Origin of the sequence: Mammaliicoccus sp. F-M27 (assembly GCF_022387115.1) — a bacterium.
Lineage (GTDB): Bacteria > Bacillota > Bacilli > Staphylococcales > Staphylococcaceae > Mammaliicoccus > Mammaliicoccus vitulinus.
This window is the reverse complement of record NZ_JAJNIE010000001.1, coordinates 304,829-326,108: the sequence shown is the minus strand read 5'-3', so window position 1 is coordinate 326,108 and position 21,280 is coordinate 304,829. Positions and strand designations below refer to the sequence as shown.

The window sequence follows — 21,280 nt, the reverse complement described above, 5'->3', positions numbered from 1 at the left end:
ATTTGAAGGTATATTTTGAGACAAATCTCTAATTTTTACGTCTGTCATTTTAATGACCCCTCTTCATTTTGATTTTAAAGTTTTCTTTGATATTTATTTCTAATATAAATTGCAATTGAGTTCATAAGAATTAATATTACGAGTAAAACGATTATTGCAGCTGATGATACAAATTGGAATTCAGCTTGTGGCAATTTAGCCCAATTATATATTTGCATTGGCAACGCTTGAAATGATTCAAAGATACTATTTGGCGTTTTCATTAATATAGCAGGAATACCAATTACAACTAATGGTGCTGTTTCACCTAATGCTCTTGATAGTGCAAGTATTGTACCTGTTAAAATACCTGGGATAGATGCAGGTAATACAATATTTTTAATCGTTTGCCATTTTGTACCACCTAGTCCTAAAGAAGCCTCTCTAATTGAAGATGGTACAGCTTTTATAGCTTCTTGGCTTGCTACGATAATAATTGGTAGAATCATTAGCGACATTGTTAATGCGGCTGCAATTACCGTTTTCCCTAGTGATAAGCTTTCAAACCCGGCTCCACGTACAAATATCGTTAAACCTAACAAACCAAATACTACTGACGGTACCCCGGCTAGGTTTGAGATATTTACTCTAATAAATTTTGTGAACCAATTTTCTTTTGCATATTCAACCATATAGATTGCTGTGCCGACACCTAAAATAATAGATATTGGAGCAATCGTCATCATGAGCCAAAGTGTACCAATTAAAGCACCTTTAATACCCGCTCTTTCAGGTGAAGTAGAAGAGAAATTACTAAAGAAATCAGTACTTAAATAAGGAATACCTTTTTTAAATATGTCAAATAGCAATATAGCTAATACAATTAACCCAATTAATGTACAGACAAAAAATACTGATTTAATCACTTTATTTTTTAACAATCTTGTGGGTAATTTTTTTTGAACAACAGTTTGATCAACTAAATTTACTTCTGACATATTAGTACTCCTCTCTAAAGCGCTTAGTGACCCATTGAGAAATAATATTCATAATAAATGTGAATATAAACAATGTGAAACCTACCGCGTATATACTGTAATAAATATCTGACCCATAAGTTGCATCTCCAGTAGCAACTTGAACGATAAATCCTGTCATCGTTTGAATTGATCCTGTTAAACTAAAGCTTGCATCTGGCGTACTACCAGCTGCTAATGAAACAATCATCGTTTCACCAATTGCTCTTGATACAGCTAATACAATCGACGCAATAATTCCCGATAATGCTGCTGGAAAGACAATTTTAGTTGCTAGCTCAAATTTCGTTGCACCTAAACCAAGTGCACCTTCTTTAATCGATTCTGGCACTGAACTCATCGCATCCTCACTCATACTTGTAATCATCGGAATAATCATGACCCCCACGACTAAACCGGGACTAATTGAGTTAAAGCTACCTAATTCAGGGAATATTCCTCTTAATATAGGTGTAACAAATGTTAACGCGAAGAAACCATATACAATTGTAGGAATACCTGCCAATATTTCTAATACTGGTTTAATCATTCTTCTTGATCTATCAGACGCATATTCACTTAAGTAAAGTGCAGCGCCTAGTCCAACAGGTACTGCAAATACCGTTGCTACAGCCGTTACTTTTAAAGTACCTAATATAAGCGCAAATATTCCGTATTGTGGATCAGAAGAAAAAGGTGCCCATTCTTTAGTGAATAAAAATTCAAATGGATTCACTCTCGTGAAAAACGTTACTGTTTCAGTAATAAGTGTAAATAATATCCCGATTGTTGTTAGTACAGAAACTGAAGCTATTAATAATAAAATAATTGGAACTGCTTTGTCAGCAAAAACCTTTCCTTTATTGTTATTATTTCGTTTAATAAGTTCCTGCACTGAAGTTTGTTCTTCCATAAAAATAACTCCTTCATTTTGAAAAAGGGCGACATATGTACGCCCTTTGCATTGATTTATTAATGATTTTTTTAATGATTATTTTTTAAATTTTTCTAAAGTTTCTTTGTCTTTTTTATATTCTTCATCTTTTAATGGAACATAACCTGCATCTTTCGCTGCATCTGCTGAGTTGTCAATGACATACTCCATAAAGCCGTAGAATGCATCGTTATCTTCAAGTGATTTATTCTTCGCGTAAACGAACAGTGGTCTACTTAAAGGATAAGTTCCATCATTAACAGATTCATCAGTAGGTTCTACCGCTTTACCTTCATCACCTTTGATTTTCACTGCTTTCAATGTATCTTTATTTTCTTGGTAGAAGTTGTAGCCAAAGAAGCCAATTGAATCTTTGTTATCTTGAACTGATTTAACAATTACGTTTGTGTCAGCATTTTTTTCTGATTCCAGATCTTTTTCATCTAAAACTTCTTCACTAAAGAAATCGTATGTCCCGTGAGATTGGTCTGGTGAAAATGCTTTGATTTTCTTATCAGGAAATTCTGAATTAACATCTTTCCATGTTTTAGCTTTCCCGCTATATATTTTTGCTAATTCTTCCATACTTAGTTCTTCAACAAAGTCATTATCTTTATTAACTGCTACTGTTAAACCATCTTGAGCAACTTTAAACTCAGTGTATTCAACTTTTTCTTTTTTCAATTTATCTTTTTCTTCATCTTTAATATCTCTAGAAGCATTTGCGAAATCAGTTTCACCCGCTATGAATTTTTCAAATCCTCCACCAGTTCCCGAAACACCGATTGATACTGATACATCAGGTTGTTCTGCTGAGAAGTCTTCGTTTATTTTTTCCATTACTGGTGCGACTGTAGATGAGCCATCACCTTTTACTTCGCCACTTAATTTATTATCATCTGAAGATTTAGTATCCCCTGAACTAGATTTTTCAGCTGCTCCACCACAAGCTCCTAATAGAAGTGCTGAACTCAATGCTGTTGTTGACCCAATTAATTGCCACTTTTTCATGTTAAATCCTCCTAATTAATAACGCCTTAATCTTTATTACACCTTTACTTTACATTTTCTTTATTAAGCACAAATAAATTGAATGTAAATTTTGTGTTAACATTTGATGGAAACGTTTTTAATTTTAAACGATCAATATTTTGACATGCCCTCTCTATTTAATCGGATGATATGTTTAATATATTATAATCTTCGATTTTGTTCGTGCATGCTTGCCTGGGGGTATGGTTCGAACCTGTAGTCTCTCTCGCATACTATTCCCCCGGGCGTCAGCACTTCACAAAATCGTTATAAATATCCATTTTTCTTATATTTTTTTCGTTTGTTCGTTTAAGTACATATTCTATGTTGCAAGACTACCTAAACAAACTAAAAAGAGCGCAAATTCTTCGAAAACAAGAATTTACGCTCTTTTATATTAATCTAGGATGTTCATGTCTATCTCATGATGCTATATTTTCAATTACTTTCTATCTTTAAAATAGTAGTTTATGATATCTCTACCTAAATCTCCACCTGGTAACCACGGTTCTGGTACGGGTTGGTTCGTATAAGTAATAGAAAATGACAATTCAGGGTTTTTAGCTGGTGCATACCCAATATAAGTTGAATTTACTTTTGGTTTTCCGTCTTTAAATACTTCAGCTGTACCTGTTTTACCTGCTGATCTAACAACTGTATCATTAAAGCTTGAATAACCCGTTCCTTCTACTTTATTGAATGCCATATCGAAACCTTTTTGAACTTGTTTAATTTCCTTATCACTATTGTTAACTTTGTTCATCACTTCGCCTTTAAATGATTTTTTAATAGGTCCAAGTGCGTCTTCGTTAGTAGAATTTCTAATTTCTTTTGCTAAATGTGGTTTCAATCTATATCCATCATTAGCAATTGTTGCTACATATTGTGAAAGTTGTATTGGCGTATAAGTATCAAATTGTCCTATTGCTAAATCAATATAGTTACCTGGATTATCTTTAATGGGTTCTATTTGACCTGCAGACTCGTTTGGTAAGTCAATACCAGTTTTTACACCTAATCCTACTTGATTTAAACCTTTACGTAATTTAATACCTGCTTGTTCAACATCTGATGGCAATGACATGCCACTTCTATATGGTGAATCTGCTAATAAAAGCGCTGTTTTATACATGAATACGTTTGATGAGTGCATTAATGCTTCGGCATCAGTGATTGTTTTTTTACCATCTTGGTTGAAATAAGAACGCTTCGTTAATCCACCGTTGAATTTTAGTGGTTCATCGACCATCGTATCTCCAACATCGAGTACGCCATTTTGATAACCAGCGAGCAATGTTGCACCTTTGACAGAAGAACCTACTGTATATTGACTTGTAAAGTTCCCAATATGATTATCTGTGATTTTACCGTTTTCAACGATATCACGACCTGCCATTGCTAAAACGTCACCATTTCTAGGGTCTTGAACAACAACCATGACTCTATCCATATCTTTCGCGCCTTTATCGCGTAATGACTCGATATGCTTATCGACATATTCTTCAACTTTTTTCTGTAATTCTATATCTATTGTTAATACGAGATCATTACCTCTTGAACCTTCAGAAATGACTTCTGAGCTTGTTATTTTACCTGACTTATCTGTCACGTATTTCATTTTTTTCTTAGAACCTTTTAATATATCTTCGTATTGATATTCTAAGTATGATTTACCTACTCTATCATTCCTTGAATAGCCTTTAGTTAAATAATCATTAACAAGCTCTTTCGGTAATCCTTCTTCTTTGCTTGATACATTACCAAATAATGTTCTTAAAGTTTCTCCATATGGATAGCGTCTTTCCCAGTCCATCGTTGTGTTAACGCCAGGTAATTCTGATAAGTGTTGCGAAACAGCTGCATACTCGTCGTTTTTAACACCTTCATTTTTAATAACTACCGGGCTAAGTTGAGAACCTGCATTCATTTCTCTGAAAATCGCTAAAATCTGCAAATCATTTTTCGATAAAGTATTTGTGTATTTAGAAGTCACTTTTTTATATAATGCTTCATCATAATCTTCTTGGCTTATATTCCCATCTGAGAATAAAGCTTGTTCATCTTTCATTAACTTTTGAACTTCATCTTGATTTCTTAAAATCCAAAAATCTTGTTTATCTCTATCTGTAATATTAGATGTGTCCATTTTCATTAAATGAGATAGTTTTTCAGCGATTTTTAAAATATCATCCTGACTTGTTCTCCTATCTCTTGTATATGTAATAGCTTTTCTAGATTCATTATCTACTAAAACCTTGCCGTTCCTATCATAAATACGGCCTCTTGGCACTGACTCGTTTACTGTGATTGATTCAGTACTATCTATTGTCCGTTTATATTCTCCGCCTTTAACTATTTGCAAGTAGCCTAGTCGCATTATAAGCACAGAAAATAAGATGACTACAACTGCTAATATTAGGCTTACACGTTTATTCATTAAAAGGCGAAATGCTTCTTCTTTAGATTTCTTTTTTACTCGTTTCAACAACTAAACCTACCTTTTTAACTCTATTATAATAATTTTATCATATATGATTATGACTTACATTGCTATTGATAAAGGTAAATTTTTATAAAAAAAGATGACTTCTATAAAAAGAAGCCATCCAAATCAAAAGACGAATTATTTTGCTGCTTGATATAATTCGTTTACTTTATCCCAATTTACAACATTCCAGAATGCATTAATGTAATCTGGACGTCTATTTTGATAGTTTAAGTAGTAAGCATGTTCCCAAACATCTAAGCCTAATACTGGAAGTTTACCTTCTGAAATAGGGTTATCTTGGTTTGGAGTTGAAACGATCGCTAATTCACCGTTATCTACAACTAACCATGCCCAACCTGAACCGAAACGGCCAGCTGCTGCAGCTGCAAATTCCTCTTTGAATTTGTCTAATGAACCGAATGTAGAACTAATTGCATCCACAACTTCTCCTGAAGGTTCAGAAGCATTTGGTGTTAATAGTTCCCAGAATAATGAGTGGTTATAATGTCCGCCACCATTGTTTTGAACTGCAGTACGAATATTTTCAGGAACAGAATTTAAATTTTTAATGATATCTTCAATAGATTTACTTTCTAAATCTGTACCTTTAACTGCGTCATTTAATTTTGTTACATAAGTGTTATGGTGTTTCGTATGGTGAATCTCCATAGTTTCTTTATCGATGTGTGGTTCTAATGCGTCATACGCATATGGTAATTTTGGTAATTCAAAAGCCATAAAAAATCATCCTCCTCATTTGTTTTACATACTTATCTTATCAAGATTAAAGTTTTATAACAAACAATTTGTTTAAATAATATTCAAAAAAATTAATTTTCTTATTTATCGCCTTGCAACTCTGTTTTTTTATCATTATTATTGAAACAAGAAGAGGTGAAATTATGCAGTACGCAAAGGAACTAAAAAGGCTATTCAAGCGCCCTAGCAAATATCCAATGTTCAGAATAACAAAGTTAAGATACATCTTTCTACATATATTATTATTAAGTTTCATTTTAATACTTCCTAATACAGTTCAATACATACAAATCACGCAAAACTTATCTACCCTTGTAGATAATGAAGTAGATGAAATACCTAAATTTAAAATAGACAACAACAAAATGATTTTATCATCTAATAAAACAATCAAGTTAAACGATACACAATCGATTGTCTTCACTGAATCTCCTCAATTTAATATGAAGGATAATCATCTCGTCGTATTTAAGCCTGACCATATTGAAATATCTAATTACAATGATTATACAGAAATCAGTTATGGCTCATTATCGACTGTTGTCACTGATCAAGATGATTTAATTCGATTTATTGATACGATTAATGATTCAAAGTACTTCTATTTAAGCATGATTGTTTTATTTCTTTTGTTCATCCAATTTATAAGTCTATCTTTAAAAATAAGTATATTGTCGTTAGCTGGTCATTTATTCAGCATTTTAATCCGAAAAAAATCACGTTATATGACATGGTTTAAAATGATGACATTTGTCATAACACTTCCGACTTTAGTCCTATTATTAGGAATAGTTGCGTCGAATACTTTATTAATGTTTGTTTCATGGTGTATAATTATTATTGGTATTCTCGTAATGGCATTTAACTTACCAAACGGAAAGAAACATGCTAATGTAAAATTATAAGCAAATATAAACAAAGGAGTCTTATCATGTCAGAAATCATTCATCGTACTAACACTAGACCTGTTAAAGTTGGGAACTTAACGATTGGCGGTTCAGATGAAGTCATTATCCAAAGTATGACGACTACAAAAACACATGATGTCAAAGCGACAGTAGCTGAAATTAAACGCTTAGAAGAAGCAGGTTGCCAAATAGTTCGTGTTGCTTGTCCAAATGAAGAAGATGCATATGCAATTAAAGACATTAAAGCTCAAATAAATATTCCTTTAGTTGTAGATATTCATTTTAACTATAAGCTCGCTTTAATTGCTATTGAAAATGGCGCAGATAAGATTCGAATTAATCCAGGAAATATCGGTAGACGTGAAAAAGTCGAAGCGGTTGTTAAAGCGTGTAAAGAAAAAGGTATTCCTATTAGAATTGGTGTAAATGCCGGCTCATTAGAAAAACATATCATAAAAAAATATGGTTACCCTACTGCAGATGGTATGGTAGAGAGTGCATTACATCATATTAAAATACTAGAAGATTTAGATTTTCATGATATTATTGTTTCAATGAAAGCAAGTGATGTTAATCTCGCGATAGAAGCTTATACGAAAGCAGCGCAAGCTTTTAATTATCCATTACATCTCGGTATAACAGAAAGTGGTACGTTGTTTAACGGTACAGTTAAATCTTCAGCAGGCTTAGGAGCCATTCTAAGTTTAGGTATAGGTAATACATGCCGTATTTCTTTATCGGCCGATCCCGTTGAAGAAGTTAAAGTCGCAAAATCATTGCTTAAAGCATTCGGTTTAGCTAGTAACGCTGCTACATTGATTGCTTGCCCTACTTGCGGTAGAATTGAAATTGATTTAATATCTATTGCTAATGAAGTTGAAGAGTACATTTCTAATCTTCAAGTGCCGTTGAAAGTAGCAGTTCTTGGATGTGCAGTAAATGGTCCAGGAGAAGCAAGAGAAGCGGATATAGGTATTGCAGGCGCACGAGGAGAAGGCCTTTTATTTATGAAAGGTAAAACTGTTCGCAAAGTACCAGAAGAAACAATGGTAGATGAATTAAAGAAAGAAATTGATAAGCTCGCTTTAGAGATGGAACAAAATATAACAACTCAAAAAGCATAAAATATAAAAAGGCACAATAATTACTAATTATTGTGCCTTTCATTAAATAACATATAAAGGTGATTTTTTATGAACCAAAAGCCAAGACTAGGTATAGATATTGACGGGACTGTAACATGTCCTAAAACATTTGTACCCTATTTACAAAAAGACTTTAATCAACAATTAAAATATGAAGATATAACAGAGTATAATTTAGCGAATGTATTAAACTGCGAAGAAGAAGTCATGCTCAATTGGTTTAAAAATAATGAATCTCATATTTATCAAAACTCTCCAGTTGCAGAAGGCGCAAAAGATATTTTAAACCAGCTTAAAAATGATTATGAACTATGTTATATAAGTGCAAGACATAGTCATTTAGAAGATATAACGAAAGAATGGTTCAATATGCATAATATACCATTTGATCAAATTACATTAACAGGTAGTCATAATAAATTAGAAGTTACAAAGAAACAAAATATAGACGTATTTTTCGAAGATAAATTAGATAATGCTGAAGATATCAACCATCATCTCAACATACCTGTCTTTTTATTCGATACACCATATAACCAAAAAGAGCTTCAACCAGGTATTTATAGAATAAAAACTTGGCACGAAGTATCACCATTACTTAATCGTTTATAAAAACAAAGTTCAGACATAAAAAGAGCAGCAATTCATTGTTTAAATTGAATTGCTGCTCTTTTTTATTATACTGTTTTACACTTCTCACACTTACCATATACTTCTAGTTTATGTGCTGCTATTTCTACATTTGGTAATTGTTGTTTTATTGAATCCATTGGACAGTAATCAATAACTTTTGTTGTTCCACATGATTCACATATAAAATGATGATGGTGATGACTTTGACATGCTATACGAAATTTCATTTCACCATCAATTTCAGTACTTTCAATTATATTTAAATCTTTAAATAAGTATAAATTACGATAAATTGTATCGAATGACAAACCTGCGTAATCATCTTTTAAAGCTTCTTGTATATATTTTGCTGTTATATATTTATCTTCGTTAACGAATAAAGAAATAATGTCACGGCGTTTATTTGTATACTTATGACCATCATTCTTCAATATTTGAATGGCTTCTTCTACTTTCAAGATGATAGCCTCCTTTTTTAATCAATACTTTGCTGTAGGCAATACTTGCAAGTAATTCTACAATCAATAATCCTACTATAATACCTCCTGGTGAAATATTCAAATAGAAGGAAAGTATTAGACCAGCAACGACGGATATTTCACCGAACAATATACTTAATGCGATTAATTGTTTAAATCCTTTTGCAAGTCTCATACTTGTAGCAACTGGCAATGTCATTAAACTGCTTACGAGCAATATTCCTACAACTCTCATTGATGCTGAAATAACCAATGCAACAATGACGATAAATAATAATTGAATCCATTTCGGCATGCCGATTACTTTAGAATATTCTTCATCAAATGACAATACGAAAAGAGATTTATATAGTAACATGACAAATATTAATACGATCACTGTAATCACAATAATCGTAAATAAATCACTTAAATTCACTGCACTTATAGAGCCGAATAAATAACCAAATAAATCTTGATTAAAACCATTTGCTAGCGATATAAAGATAACACTAACACCAATACCGCCACTCATAATAATGGGAATCGCAATTTCTTGATAATGCTTATACTCGGTTCTCAACTGTTCAATAAGTAAGGCACCTGCTATTGAAAATATAATCCCAAACCATATCGGATTAATTGAAGCAAATAATGGGCTAACACTCATTAAGAATAATCCCATTGATATGCCACCTAAAGTAACATGACTTAAAGCATCTGCAATAAGCGATAACCTTCTAACTACAATAAACGCGCCTATTAAAGGTGCGATAAAACCAACTAAGACACCACTTATAAATGAATATCTTATAAAATCAAAATTTAAAAACGCATCAATCATTATTTAAAAACTCCTTCACTTTGACCATCATTTCGCAAGTTCTTCCACTTGCTCGTTTACACAGCAATCACGATTATGTTGGTGATCAACAAATTGCACTGGATGTCCATAAATTTTAGATATTGAAACTTCATCTAACGATTTAAACGATTCACTTGTTCCATGGAAGTGTATATGTTGGTTTAAACATGCAACTTTACTTGCTGTATCTGCAACGACTCCGATGTCATGTGTTACAAGAATGATTGTAATGCCTTCTTGTTTTAATTGTGTAAGTAATTGATAAAATTCTGATACATGTCTTGCATCTATACCTACTGTAGGTTCATCTAGTATTAAAATACTCGGTTTAGAGATTAGCGCTCTTGCTATAAATGTTCTCTGTTGTTGACCACCTGATAATTGCGCTATATTTTCATTTTTAAGTTCGCTTATATTGAGTCTGTCTAATATTTCATCTACTTGTGCAGCGTCGTCTTTATTAAACCATTTAAATAAGCTTTTATTTTTAGTTAACCCACTCATTACAACTTCTTTAACTGTAGCAGGGAATCCTGAGCTAAATGCATTTGATTTCTGAGAAACGTAACTAATTTTTTCCCAAGATTTATATTGATTGATTTTTTTACCGCTAATGAATATATCACCTTTTTGCAAAGGTAACAGTCCAAGGATTAATTTAAGTAATGTTGATTTTCCTGAACCATTCGGTCCTACAATTGCTAGAAAATCACCTTTATAAATTTGTATATTAATGTGGCTAAGTGCTAACTTATTTGGATAGCTATAACTGATATCTTTTAATTCAAAAATTGGTGCTTCTTTTTCCATGTTCATCACCTCGTCAATAGAATACTATACAACGAAAATTGTTCAATGTAAATAGTAATGTTTACGAATAGAAAAAGGAATGCTAAATATTTAGCATTCCTTAATGATTATTTATTGATTAAAAATTTTATCTTTTAAGTCTGGATCGAATGTTCCATTTTTAATCATTTCTATTTCGTATTTATATGGTGGTTTTTTATTCTTTTTATCATCGCCTACATAAGGTGTTTCTAATATTTTAGGAACATCATTAAACGCTTCATGATTTACAATATAATGCAGGGCATCATATCCTATTGAGCCAAAACCTATGTTCTCATGTCTATCTTTTCTTGCACCTTGTGGGTTTTTACTATCGTTTACGTGAAGTACTTTTATTCTATCTATACCTACGATTTTATCAAATTCATTTAACACACCATCAAAGTCTTCTTTAACGTTATAACCAGCATCATTTACATGACAAGTATCAAAACAAACAGATAATCGTTCGTTATGGTCTACACCATCAATGATTTGCGCAAGTTCTTCGAATGTTTTACCACATTCAGAGCCTTTACCTGCCATTGTTTCTAGAGCTATACGAACATCGTTATTATTCGTTAAGACTTCATTTAAGCCTTCAATAATTTTTTTAATACCTTTTTCTTCGCCAGCACCAACGTGAGCACCTGGATGAAGTACTATATCTTTAGCACCTAAAGCTTCAGTACGTTCAATTTCAGATTGTAAAAATTCAACACCTAAATTAAAAACTTCAGGTTTAGTTGTATTCGCAATATTGATAATATACGGTGCATGCACAACAATGTTAGATAAACCATATTCTTTCATTGCTGCTTGACCATTTTCAATATTTAAATCTTCAATACTTTTACGTCTTGTGTTTTGTGGTGCACCAGTATAAATCATAAATGTTGAAGCATTATAACTTGCTGCTTCTTCCGCTGCTTGAAGCAACATCTTCTTACCACTCATTGAAACGTGTGATCCGATTAACATATATGACACCTATCCTTTTCTGCCTTGTTTTTTAGTCCTCTTAGAATGTGCTTTCTTTTCTTTAAATTTCATGTCTTCTAATTCGCGTTTAAATTTCTTCTTGTAACCAGGTTTAACTTTATTTTTATTGTTTCGTTTAAGTTTTTGCTTAAGTGTCTGCTCGATGTTGTCTTCTTTTTTAACACGTCTTGTTCTATTTTGACGATCTTTAATTTCTACGAATTCACCATTTTTAATATCAACATGATTAAATTTGTAATTGTTTTTCTCAATTTGTGTGATCAGATCATCTTCGTCTGGTGTATATAAACTAATCGCTACGCCTTTATAATCTCCACGACCTGTTCTACCAACTCTATGCGTAAAGAAATCAATTTCTTTAGGCAAGTCATAGTTAATCACATGACTAACACCTTCAATATCAATACCGCGTGATGCTAAATCACTTGCCACAACAAATTCAAAGTCTAATTGTTTAACACGCTTCATTTGTTGCGTTCTTTCTCTCGGTGTTAATCCTCCATGGATAACGCCAACTTTATATCCTTCTTTTGATAAATGAGCTACTAACTCATCAGCTCTATCACGGCTGTTAGCGAATATAATTGCTAAATAAGGATTAATCACTTTCATAACTTTTAAGATTTTTGCTTCTTTCTCTTCACCTTTAGTAGGTATTAAGTAGAAATCAATATTATCTTTGTTAGAAGTTGCTGTTTCAATTTCAACAAATTCCGGATTACTTAAATATTTATTTAAGAACGGATGTAAAGCTTTAGGAATCGTTGCACTAAATACAGAGATTTGTGCATTTCCATCTAATCTACTCGCAACACTATCAACTTTAGGCATGAATCCTAAATCGATCATTAAATCTGCTTCATCAATGACAACATACTTAGCTAAATGTAAGTCTAATGCTCTTTCTACAGCCATGTCATCAATTCTATTCGGTGTACCTACAACTACTTGCGGTGTGTTTTTAGATTTATCAATATCTCTTGATTTATCTGTACCACCAATATATAAACTGACTTTAACACCTTTTTTAAACTGTGCTAAATGTGATGCGGCATCATATAATTGTTTAGCTAACTCTCTCGTAGGCGCTAAAATAATGATTTGCGGTTCTTTTATATCAACATTTATTTTATCGAATAATGGTAATAAAAATGCATGTGACTTACCAGTACCAGTCTGAGATTGTCCGATTATATTGGACCCTTTTATAATCTTCGGTATTACACGTCGTTGTACTTCTGTTGGCTGATTAAAATTTAAATCTTTAACCGCCTCTACTAATTCATTTCCTAATTGAAAATGTTCAAACGGATGCTTAGACATAAGCGACCCTCCTCGTTTCTTTTTCACTTCATATATTATATAGTATATAAGCACTTTATGATAGGCTTAAAGAATTATTTCGAATTTTTATTTAGTTTCATTCATTCTTGAGTGTTGTTATAATGGTTATAAATAAGGAGGGCAATTAATGGAAATTATAAAAATTACCCCAAGAGGTTATTGTTACGGTGTTGTTGATGCAATGGTAATTGCTAGAAATGCTTCATTAGACAAATCACTTCCTAGACCTATTTATATACTTGGCATGATTGTTCATAATAAACATGTAACGGATGCGTTTGAATCAGACGGAATCATTACTTTAGATGGCCCTAACAGATTAAAAATTTTAGAACAAATTGACGAAGGGACAGTAATTTTCACTGCACACGGTGTTTCACCTGAAGTCAAAAAACGTGCTAAAGAAAAAGGTCTTGTTTGTATAGATGCTACTTGTCCAGATGTAGACAACACACATCAACTAATACGAGAAGTTAAAGAGAAAGGTTACAATGTTATTTATATTGGTAAAAAAGGACATCCTGAACCAGAAGGCGCAGTTGGAGTAGCCCCTGATATTGTTCACCTCGTCCAAACATTAGATGACATTGAAGCACTACCAGAACATATTAAAGATAAAAAGCTCATCGTCACGAATCAAACGACGATGTCACAGTGGGATGTAAAACATTTAATAGACGAATTAAAAATTAAATATCCTCATATAGAAGTTCATGAAGAAATATGTTTAGCAACACAAGTAAGACAAGAAGCAGTCGCTAACCAAGCTCAGCAAGCAGACTTACTCATTGTTGTAGGTGATCCTAAAAGCAATAACTCTAATAGGCTAGCACAAGTTTCAAAAGAAATCGCCCATACGAATGCTTATAGAATTTCTGACTTGAGCGAACTAAAGCTAGAATGGTTGCAAGATGTTGAGAGCGTAGCTGTAACAGCTGGCGCATCAACGCCTACACTAATCGTTAAAGAAGTGATCGATTATATTAAGAACTATGATCCTACAAATGTACCAGATTCAGCTTTAACGAGTAATGTCCCTATTGAAAAGATATTACCTAAAATTAAAAAACCACAACCAGTAAAAATCATGAAATAAACAAAAACTGCCGACAAGTTCACTTTAAGTGACTTTATCGGCAGTTTTTTTTATGTGCAGTTACATATATTCATATGGGTCTGTATTAATTGTAGATACTTTTACTTTGATAGATTGTTGTGTCCATTCTTCCAATAAAGACTTCAAGCCTTCTTTCATCACATATTCACTATAGTGATTAACATCTAGAACATTAATACCATCCGCTATAGCATCCAATGCTTCGTGATGTTTAACATCACCCGTTATAAATAAATCTGCTTGTTTACTTTTAGCAAGTTGTGCGTATTCAATACCTGCACCACCTACAATTGCAATTTTATTTATTGTCGCCTTATTATTTCCTATAAACCTTACTGCCGGTATTTGTAGTTTTTCTTTATAATTTTCCACAAATTCCTTAATAGATTGCGTTTGTTCTAATTCTCCAATTATACCTAAACCTATTCCAGCATTTTTCTTAATTTCTATAAAATCAAATACAGGTTCTTCATATGGATGGTTTTCATAAATAAGTTGTTGTGCTAATAATTTATCTTTTTCTTCTACCTTAAACTCTAATTTTGTTTCATATACTGTTTCTATTGTATTAGATTTACCTATATGTGGATTTGCGTTCTCACTTGGTTTAAATTGGCCTTTTCCTTGTGATTGGAAAAAGACTTCACTGTACTCTCCTATTTGTGTTAAATGATGCTTAACAAATGCAGCCTTCATCATATCTACATCTTTATCTGGCACATAAATTTGTACTTTGTAATAAGTTTCAAGTTGTTCATCTAGAACTGACATATTTTTCAAACCTATTTGATTGCCGATCATGTAACTTACGCCTTTAGGATGTACATCTAAATTTGTATGAAGCGCGATTAAATTGATATCATTTTGAATGAGCTTACGTATAATTGGACCGTAACTTTTATCTGTTATGTTTTGAACACCTTTAAAGATAAGCGGATGATGCGCAATAATTGTGTTCATATCATTATCGATCGCTTCATTTACAACTTCCATAGTGCAATCTAAAGTTGTTAACACGCCAGACACTTCACTGTCTTCTGTTCCAATTAATAACCCTGTATTATCCCATGATTCACTACTTGAAAATGGAACGTGTTTATTGATGACATTTAATAATTCTTGAATAATCATTTAAGCACCCCTTTGATATGAAGTATTTGTTGATTGATTTCATGATATCTTTCATGATCATTATGATTCTCTAATTGTTTACTAATCTTATTTAGTGATTCTAATTCCCTTTGCCATTTCTCTTTAAACAAATCAGTTTTAGATTTTAGCAATATAGGTCCGAATTTCATTTCTGTTTCGTCTAATTGCATTTCACCTTTTTTAGCAACAATGATTTCATAAATATGCTTTTTATCTTTTATTAATTGTTCATCATATATTTGGTAACCAATTTTTTGTAATACTTGTCTAATTGGTAATGCATGAATATTTGCTTGTAAAACTAAATCTGGGTAATGAGATAATTTGTGCTGTCCTTCATCAATAATTTGAGCTATTAATGGCCCCCCCATTCCACAAATGGTAATGACATCAATCGTGTCATCTATAACTTCTAGGCCGTCACCTAGTTTAACTTCTATAATATCAGTCATGCCATATATTTTAGTGTTATGTTGAGCAGCTAAAAAGGGACCTTTTACTACTTCTCCAGCTATCGCTTTATTAATGAAACCATTTTGAATTGCGTATATAGGTAAATAAGCATGATCAGATCCAATATCCGCTAATTTATTATGGTTGAGATATTCACTTACCTTCGTTAAACGTTTATTTATTTGAATCATAATTTTTCCTTTCATTAAAAAAATCTTTTGCAATAGCAAAAGATTTTTTTGTGTTATTTAGCTTCTTCTTTCAAGTATTTGACAAGTGTGTCTAAATCTTTATTTGAAATAGTCGCTTCATCATGGGCAGGCATTGAGCCTTTACCGTCACGAATGATTTTTTTCATTTCACCTGCATCTTTAGAACTACCTGCAAGTTTAGGTCCCATTCCACCTTCAAGATTTTGTCCATGACAACTTGTACAATTGTCCTTTGCGAATGTAGCTGCGTCAAACTTTTCAGTTTTCGCACCGCCTCCGCCTTCTTTTTCTTCCTCCTTGTTAGCACCATGTGCTGACATGAAGAATATTAATCCCACACCGAGTAATAAAATCAGAATAAACGGGATAACAGGATTACGATTCATTCATACAACCTCCCTTTTGTTAAACCTTCATACAATTATATTTTATATTAAAACAAGGCATTGTCAAAGGCTTTTTGGGATTAATATAAACTTTTCATGATTAGTCCATAAAATCTTTCAAACGCTTACTTCTAGACGGATGTCTTAACTTGCGTAATGCTTTTGCTTCGATTTGACGAATACGTTCTCTCGTCACGCCGAATACTTTACCAACTTCTTCTAGCGTTCTTGTTCTGCCATCATCAAGACCAAATCTAAGTCTTAATACATTTTCTTCTCTATCTGTTAATGTATCTAAAACATCTTCTAATTGTTCTTTTAACAATTCATATGCAGCATGATCTGATGGGCTTTGAGCATCTTGGTCCTCAATGAAGTCGCCTAGATGACTGTCATCTTCTTCACCAATTGGTGTTTCTAATGAAACGGGCTCTTGTGCTATTTTTAAAATTTCACGCACTTTTTCTGGTGTTAAATCCATTTCTTCACCGATTTCTTCAGGAGATGGGTCTCTTCCTAAATCCTGTAGTAATTGACGTTGAACACGGATTAATTTATTAATAGTTTCAACCATATGAACTGGAATACGGATTGTACGTGCTTGGTCAGCGATAGCTCTTGTTATTGCTTGGCGAATCCACCAAGTCGCATAAGTTGAGAATTTGAAACCTTTATTAAAGTCGAATTTTTCTACTGCTTTAATAAGACCCATATTACCTTCTTGAATAAGGTCTAAGAACAACATACCTCTACCTACATAACGTTTCGCAATACTGACTACAAGTCTTAAGTTAGCTTCAGCAAGGCGTGATTTAGCAACATCGTCACCTTTTTCGATACGTTTAGCCAATTCTATTTCTTCTTGAGCTGTTAATAAATTAACGCGTCCAATTTCTTTTAAGTACATTCTAACTGGGTCATTTATTTTTACACCTGGAGGAGCACTTAAGTCATTTAAATTTAATTTGTCATTAGTATCTGTAGAGTCTTTTTCATTAATCAAATTGATTTCATTCTCATTGATTAAATCAAAGAAATCATCCATTTGATCTGGATCCATTTCAAAGTTTTGCAGTTTATCTGCAATTTCTTCGTGACTCAAATGTCCTGCTTTTTTACCTTGTTCAATTAATTGATGCTTAACTTGATCTACAGTAAGTACTGCTTCATTATTAGCGCTATTGATTTTGTTTAATTCTTTATCAGACATGAATAGGCCTCCCGGGTTATTAACTCTTACATTCTATTCCGATTATATTGTACAATTTGTTCCAAATACTGTCTTTGCAGTGCGAAATCGCCTGCTTGCATTGCTTTATTCAATTGTTCATTTAAATATTCTATTGAATTTTCTTCTTGTTCATTAGGACTAATGACTCTAATATAATCTTCCATCTCATCAGTTTCTGGTTCGTCATTGATCAGCAATGAATCTAAGTACATAACTGTCTCCATGATTTGATGTTCTTCAATGTAACTTGAAAAATCACTTATGTTAAAAACATCATTATTCTTATAATACCCATTTAAACGTGAAAAAATCACTCTATTATTCAATGAAGTGAAGTCTTCTTGATTAATCCTAGAATGATATTCTAAAAATAACTGTTTATGATTCATAAAATGTTTTAACAACGCTTGTTCTGCTCTACCGATTTTATCTAGTTTTTTTTCCTTCATTTCAGGAACGACATCATAATAATCAGCATTATTTTGAACAATATTTGGCGATAGTCGATTTTTTAGACTGTTAACATCTACTTTATACAAATCAGCTACTTGTTGCAATACTTTTTTTCTTAAAAATTCTGAACGAATAAGATTGATATCATTGACTAATTCTTCTAAATGTTGTCCATGTTTTAAATCATTGTTTTCGTTGGCATAATATAATTGTTGAGCTTTGAACGCAACATAAGATTGTTTTTGCCCTTCTACAAATGATTTAAACGCTTCACTTCCATATTCAGAAATATAGTCATCAGGGTCCATTTTTTTAGGTAAATTCACAACAAAAACATTTAAACCTTCATTAAGTAGTTCTTTACCTACATTAATAGCAGCTTCTTTACCTGCGAAATCTCCATCATACAGTAAAGTAACGTTTGATGCCAGTTTTTTGACCATAATAATATGTTCTTTTGATAAAGCTGTTCCCATAGTCGCAACAACTTGTTTAATATCCGCTTCATCAGATTTAATAACATCCATAAAACCTTCAAGAAGAATCACTTCGTCATTTTGTCTTATAAATTTTCTGGCGCGATCGATGTTATATAACATTTTTCTTTTTTGGAATATTGGTGTTTCTGGACTATTCAAGTATTTAGGAGATTGATCAGTATAAGTTCTTCCTGAAAATCCAACTGTTTTTCCTTGGAAATTGAGCAACGGGAATATTATCCTATCTCTGAATCTATCAAAGTAATCAAATGTTTCATCATTGCGACTTAACAATCCAGCTTCAAAAGCGAGTACAGCATCATAACCATTCTTTTCTAAAAAGTCATGCGTAAATTTAGAATGATTAGGTGCGTATCCTATTTTTCTATCATTTATCAATTCATCGCTAAATCCACGTGATTTTAAATAGTTTAAAGCTGCTTCGCCTTCTTCGGTATGTTTCAAAATATAATGATAATTATTTGCCATCAGTTCGTGCATTTCGATCATTTTTATATGGTCATCAACCATTGAATCAGTTGCTACAGTTTCTTGATTTTCGATGTGAATATCTACTTTGTCTCCTAACTCTCTTACAGCGTCGACAAATGATACATCTTTAATTTCTTGTATAAATTGAAAAACATTTCCACCTTTTTTACAACCGAAACAATGACATATTTGTTTATCTTCTGAAACTGAAAATGACGGTGTCTTTTCATCATGGAAAGGACATAACCCTATATAGTTACGCCCTCTTTTTTCTAGCTTCACATATTCACTTACAACATCTAAAATATCATTTTTCTCACGGATTTCATTTATTAGTTCTTGTTCTATACGCATCATTTCACCCTTTAACGGTTTTGTTGAGTAATGATTTTAATAATGTCATTAGCTGTTTCTTCTATCGCTTTATCTGAAACATCTAATACAGGACATCCAATTTTATCAACAATTTCTTCAAAGTATTTTAACTCTTCTTCAATTCTATCATCTTTAGCATAGTTAGCATCATCGCTGAGACCTAGCTGAATCAATCTAGCTCTTCTAATCGCATTCAGATTTTTTTGATTGATTTTTAATGCAATGCATTTTTTCGGATCGATATCGAATAAGCCTTCTGGTGGTGCAACTTCAGGCACTAAAGGTACGTTCATCACCTTATAACGTTTATGCGCTAAATATTGAGAAAGTGGTGTCTTAGAAGTTCTAGATACACCGATTAAAACGATATCTGCTTTAGGTAAACCTCTAGGATCTCTTCCATCATCATATTTAACTGCAAATTCTATCGCTTCAATCTTCTTAAAATAGTCTTCATCTAGTTTATGAATATTACCTGGTTCATTAAGGGGAGATTCATTTAATTCATTGCCCAATATACTCATCAACGGACCCATAATATCTACATTCTTTATATGATTTTCTTCTAATTTTTCTTTTAAGTATAATCTCATTTCAGGTTTAACTAATGTATAGACTACGATTGATTTTTGTTCCAATGCTAATGAAACCACTTCATTAATATTATTTTCATTTTCAATATAAGGTAATCTCACAATATCTAATACATTGCCCTCAGTCTTATACTGAGAAGTACAAGCTTTAGTAACAAGTTCGGCCGTCTCTCCTACTGAATCTGATGCTATAATTATTCTTATCTCTTCCATTTAACGTATTCCTCCTACTCATCTTCAATAAGTGAAACAAATGCTCGAGTAATAGTAGTTTTAGTGATTCTACCTTTTACTTTCATCTTATCGCCTTTTAATTTTTTAACTACAGGTAATGCATCTATTTGTTTATCTATTAATAGTTTCGCAGCATATATTAGTAAATCGTCTTCTAAACATACGGTTATGTTAGGCATACGACTCATGTTTATACTTACGGGTGTTTCTTTCAGACTTTGACCGCCTATTGCTGCTCTTAACAAATCTTTTCTTGAACAAACACCTATTAAATAGCCTTCTTTATTAATAACAAATAATGTACCAACATCTTCTAAAAACATCTTACATATTGCTTCATATACAGAAACACTTTCTTCTATAACTACCGGTATAGCCATAGATTCTTTAATTGTCATTTTCTTAATTGAATCACTTAACAATTGTGTGCTCGATTTTCCAGTATAAAAATATCCTACTCTAGGTCTTGCATCTAGATAGCCTGCCATTGTTAAAATTGCTAAATCAGGTCTTAACGTAGCCCTCGTCAAATTTAGTCGATCAGCTATTTTTTCACCTGTAATAGGTCCATTGTTTTTAACAATTTGTACAATTTTTTCTTGTCTTTGATTTAATTCGATAACTCTCACCCCTTCAAACACAATTCAATTAGATTAATTATAACATGTATCGCAAATTTTGCTCAATTTGAATATTTGATTTTACTTGA

Annotated in this window: 21 protein-coding genes; 4 read left to right on the top strand and 17 right to left on the bottom strand. The window is 32.3% G+C overall.

The genetic code is table 11. The features are described 5' to 3' along the window. Window positions 1-74 precede the first annotated feature (74 nt). From pstA to LQ598_RS01720, 5 genes are all read right to left on the bottom strand, one after another. Window positions 75-977 (bottom strand): phosphate ABC transporter permease PstA, encoded by a 903-nt coding sequence (pstA, locus tag LQ598_RS01740; protein WP_016911876.1) that lies wholly within the window; start codon window positions 975-977, stop codon window positions 75-77. A gap of 1 nt (window position 978) precedes the next feature. Continuing rightward, window positions 979-1,908 carry a phosphate ABC transporter permease subunit PstC gene (gene pstC, locus LQ598_RS01735; RefSeq protein WP_103323163.1) on the bottom strand — a complete coding sequence of 310 codons (930 nt, stop codon included), beginning with the start codon at window positions 1,906-1,908 and terminating at the stop codon, window positions 979-981. A gap of 78 nt (window positions 1,909-1,986) precedes the next feature. Continuing rightward, entirely contained in the window at window positions 1,987-2,940 is a 954-nt protein-coding gene (locus LQ598_RS01730) for a PstS family phosphate ABC transporter substrate-binding protein (RefSeq protein WP_016911874.1), read from the bottom strand. 463 nt (window positions 2,941-3,403) lie between these two features. After that, window positions 3,404-5,449, bottom strand: a complete 2,046-nt coding sequence (locus LQ598_RS01725; RefSeq protein WP_107559151.1) for a peptidoglycan D,D-transpeptidase FtsI family protein — start codon at window positions 5,447-5,449, stop codon at window positions 3,404-3,406. 135 nt (window positions 5,450-5,584) lie between these two features. Next, window positions 5,585-6,187 (bottom strand): superoxide dismutase, encoded by a 603-nt coding sequence (locus LQ598_RS01720; protein WP_016910890.1) that lies wholly within the window; start codon window positions 6,185-6,187, stop codon window positions 5,585-5,587. Between the two features lie 164 nt (window positions 6,188-6,351). On the opposite strand from LQ598_RS01720, the gene LQ598_RS01715 reads away from it, so the two are divergent. The 3 genes from LQ598_RS01715 (at window position 6,352) to LQ598_RS01705 (ending at window position 8,873) form a co-directional block, all read left to right on the top strand. Beyond that, on the top strand, window positions 6,352-7,113 hold the full coding sequence (locus LQ598_RS01715; protein ID WP_107557226.1) for a DUF1189 family protein: 762 nt from the start codon (window positions 6,352-6,354) through the stop codon (window positions 7,111-7,113). Between the two features lie 26 nt (window positions 7,114-7,139). Continuing rightward, a complete protein-coding gene (gene ispG / locus LQ598_RS01710) occupies window positions 7,140-8,240 on the top strand; it encodes a flavodoxin-dependent (E)-4-hydroxy-3-methylbut-2-enyl-diphosphate synthase (protein ID WP_016910888.1) in 1,101 nt (366 codons plus the stop codon). Between the two features lie 69 nt (window positions 8,241-8,309). Then, window positions 8,310-8,873, top strand: a complete 564-nt coding sequence (locus LQ598_RS01705; RefSeq protein ID WP_107559153.1) for a 5' nucleotidase, NT5C type — start codon at window positions 8,310-8,312, stop codon at window positions 8,871-8,873. Between the two features lie 65 nt (window positions 8,874-8,938). On the opposite strand, the gene LQ598_RS01700 is transcribed toward LQ598_RS01705, so the two are convergent. The 5 genes from LQ598_RS01700 to LQ598_RS01680 all read right to left on the bottom strand — a co-directional run bounded on the left by LQ598_RS01700 (window position 8,939) and on the right by LQ598_RS01680 (window position 13,373). After that, entirely contained in the window at window positions 8,939-9,352 is a 414-nt protein-coding gene (locus tag LQ598_RS01700; RefSeq protein ID WP_016910886.1) for a Fur family transcriptional regulator, read from the bottom strand. Beyond that, on the bottom strand, window positions 9,315-10,196 hold the full coding sequence (locus LQ598_RS01695) for a metal ABC transporter permease (protein ID WP_016910885.1): 882 nt from the start codon (window positions 10,194-10,196) through the stop codon (window positions 9,315-9,317). The genes LQ598_RS01700 and LQ598_RS01695 overlap by 38 nt, the downstream gene beginning before the upstream one ends. A 27-nt stretch (window positions 10,197-10,223) precedes the next feature. Further along, window positions 10,224-11,027: a metal ABC transporter ATP-binding protein gene (locus LQ598_RS01690; protein ID WP_016910884.1), complete on the bottom strand. Its 804-nt coding sequence runs from the start codon at window positions 11,025-11,027 to the stop codon at window positions 10,224-10,226. A 111-nt stretch (window positions 11,028-11,138) separates the two neighbouring features. Further along, complete coding sequence (locus LQ598_RS01685) at window positions 11,139-12,029, bottom strand: deoxyribonuclease IV (protein ID WP_016910883.1); 891 nt, start codon at window positions 12,027-12,029, stop codon at window positions 11,139-11,141. Window positions 12,030-12,038: 9 nt separating this feature from the next. Continuing rightward, the gene (locus tag LQ598_RS01680) at window positions 12,039-13,373 is read right to left on the bottom strand and encodes a DEAD/DEAH box helicase (protein ID WP_107537161.1); all 1,335 of its coding nucleotides are present in this window, start codon (window positions 13,371-13,373) and stop codon (window positions 12,039-12,041) included. Window positions 13,374-13,521: 148 nt separating this feature from the next. Here LQ598_RS01680 and LQ598_RS01675 point away from each other — a divergent pair, with 148 nt between their 5' ends. Further along, entirely contained in the window at window positions 13,522-14,490 is a 969-nt protein-coding gene (locus tag LQ598_RS01675) for a 4-hydroxy-3-methylbut-2-enyl diphosphate reductase (RefSeq protein ID WP_016910881.1), read from the top strand. 60 nt (window positions 14,491-14,550) lie between these two features. Here LQ598_RS01675 and LQ598_RS01670 read toward each other — a convergent pair whose 3' ends face one another. The 7 genes from LQ598_RS01670 to ccpN all read right to left on the bottom strand — a co-directional run bounded on the left by LQ598_RS01670 (window position 14,551) and on the right by ccpN (window position 21,200). Further along, window positions 14,551-15,642, bottom strand: coding sequence for a Nif3-like dinuclear metal center hexameric protein (locus LQ598_RS01670; protein ID WP_107537160.1), 1,092 nt, complete (start codon window positions 15,640-15,642; stop codon window positions 14,551-14,553). After that, on the bottom strand, window positions 15,639-16,307 hold the full coding sequence (locus tag LQ598_RS01665) for a tRNA (adenine(22)-N(1))-methyltransferase (protein WP_107537162.1): 669 nt from the start codon (window positions 16,305-16,307) through the stop codon (window positions 15,639-15,641). The genes LQ598_RS01670 and LQ598_RS01665 overlap by 4 nt, the downstream gene beginning before the upstream one ends. A gap of 53 nt (window positions 16,308-16,360) precedes the next feature. Next, complete coding sequence (locus tag LQ598_RS01660) at window positions 16,361-16,714, bottom strand: c-type cytochrome (protein ID WP_016910878.1); 354 nt, start codon at window positions 16,712-16,714, stop codon at window positions 16,361-16,363. Between the two features lie 100 nt (window positions 16,715-16,814). Continuing rightward, the gene (gene rpoD / locus LQ598_RS01655) at window positions 16,815-17,924 is read right to left on the bottom strand and encodes an RNA polymerase sigma factor RpoD (protein ID WP_016910877.1); all 1,110 of its coding nucleotides are present in this window, start codon (window positions 17,922-17,924) and stop codon (window positions 16,815-16,817) included. Window positions 17,925-17,950: 26 nt separating this feature from the next. Then, complete coding sequence (gene dnaG, locus LQ598_RS01650) at window positions 17,951-19,723, bottom strand: DNA primase (protein ID WP_239745126.1); 1,773 nt, start codon at window positions 19,721-19,723, stop codon at window positions 17,951-17,953. Between the two features lie 11 nt (window positions 19,724-19,734). After that, window positions 19,735-20,550 (bottom strand): pyruvate, water dikinase regulatory protein, encoded by an 816-nt coding sequence (locus LQ598_RS01645; RefSeq protein ID WP_016910875.1) that lies wholly within the window; start codon window positions 20,548-20,550, stop codon window positions 19,735-19,737. Between the two features lie 14 nt (window positions 20,551-20,564). Continuing rightward, the gene (gene ccpN / locus LQ598_RS01640) at window positions 20,565-21,200 is read right to left on the bottom strand and encodes a transcriptional regulator CcpN (protein WP_016910874.1); all 636 of its coding nucleotides are present in this window, start codon (window positions 21,198-21,200) and stop codon (window positions 20,565-20,567) included. Window positions 21,201-21,280: the final 80 nt, after the last annotated feature.

Coding starts and splice junctions, on each gene's coding strand:
- LQ598_RS01670 (WP_107537160.1), bottom strand. CDS start 15,642: ATGATTATTCAAGAATTATTAAATGTCATCAATAAACACGTTCCATTT.
- LQ598_RS01705 (WP_107559153.1), top strand. CDS start 8,310: ATGAACCAAAAGCCAAGACTAGGTATAGATATTGACGGGACTGTAACA.
- LQ598_RS01660 (WP_016910878.1), bottom strand. CDS start 16,714: ATGAATCGTAATCCTGTTATCCCGTTTATTCTGATTTTATTACTCGGT.
- LQ598_RS01680 (WP_107537161.1), bottom strand. CDS start 13,373: ATGTCTAAGCATCCGTTTGAACATTTTCAATTAGGAAATGAATTAGTA.
- LQ598_RS01690 (WP_016910884.1), bottom strand. CDS start 11,027: ATGGAAAAAGAAGCACCAATTTTTGAATTAAAAGATATCAGTTATAGC.
- LQ598_RS01715 (WP_107557226.1), top strand. CDS start 6,352: ATGCAGTACGCAAAGGAACTAAAAAGGCTATTCAAGCGCCCTAGCAAA.
- ispG (WP_016910888.1), top strand. CDS start 7,140: ATGTCAGAAATCATTCATCGTACTAACACTAGACCTGTTAAAGTTGGG.
- LQ598_RS01675 (WP_016910881.1), top strand. CDS start 13,522: ATGGAAATTATAAAAATTACCCCAAGAGGTTATTGTTACGGTGTTGTT.
- pstA (WP_016911876.1), bottom strand. CDS start 977: ATGTCAGAAGTAAATTTAGTTGATCAAACTGTTGTTCAAAAAAAATTA.
- LQ598_RS01645 (WP_016910875.1), bottom strand. CDS start 20,550: ATGGAAGAGATAAGAATAATTATAGCATCAGATTCAGTAGGAGAGACG.
- LQ598_RS01685 (WP_016910883.1), bottom strand. CDS start 12,029: ATGTTAATCGGATCACACGTTTCAATGAGTGGTAAGAAGATGTTGCTT.
- pstC (WP_103323163.1), bottom strand. CDS start 1,908: ATGGAAGAACAAACTTCAGTGCAGGAACTTATTAAACGAAATAATAAC.
- LQ598_RS01720 (WP_016910890.1), bottom strand. CDS start 6,187: ATGGCTTTTGAATTACCAAAATTACCATATGCGTATGACGCATTAGAA.
- LQ598_RS01695 (WP_016910885.1), bottom strand. CDS start 10,196: ATGATTGATGCGTTTTTAAATTTTGATTTTATAAGATATTCATTTATA.
- dnaG (WP_239745126.1), bottom strand. CDS start 19,723: ATGCGTATAGAACAAGAACTAATAAATGAAATCCGTGAGAAAAATGAT.
- LQ598_RS01665 (WP_107537162.1), bottom strand. CDS start 16,307: ATGATTCAAATAAATAAACGTTTAACGAAGGTAAGTGAATATCTCAAC.
- LQ598_RS01730 (WP_016911874.1), bottom strand. CDS start 2,940: ATGAAAAAGTGGCAATTAATTGGGTCAACAACAGCATTGAGTTCAGCA.
- rpoD (WP_016910877.1), bottom strand. CDS start 17,924: ATGTCTGATAAAGAATTAAACAAAATCAATAGCGCTAATAATGAAGCA.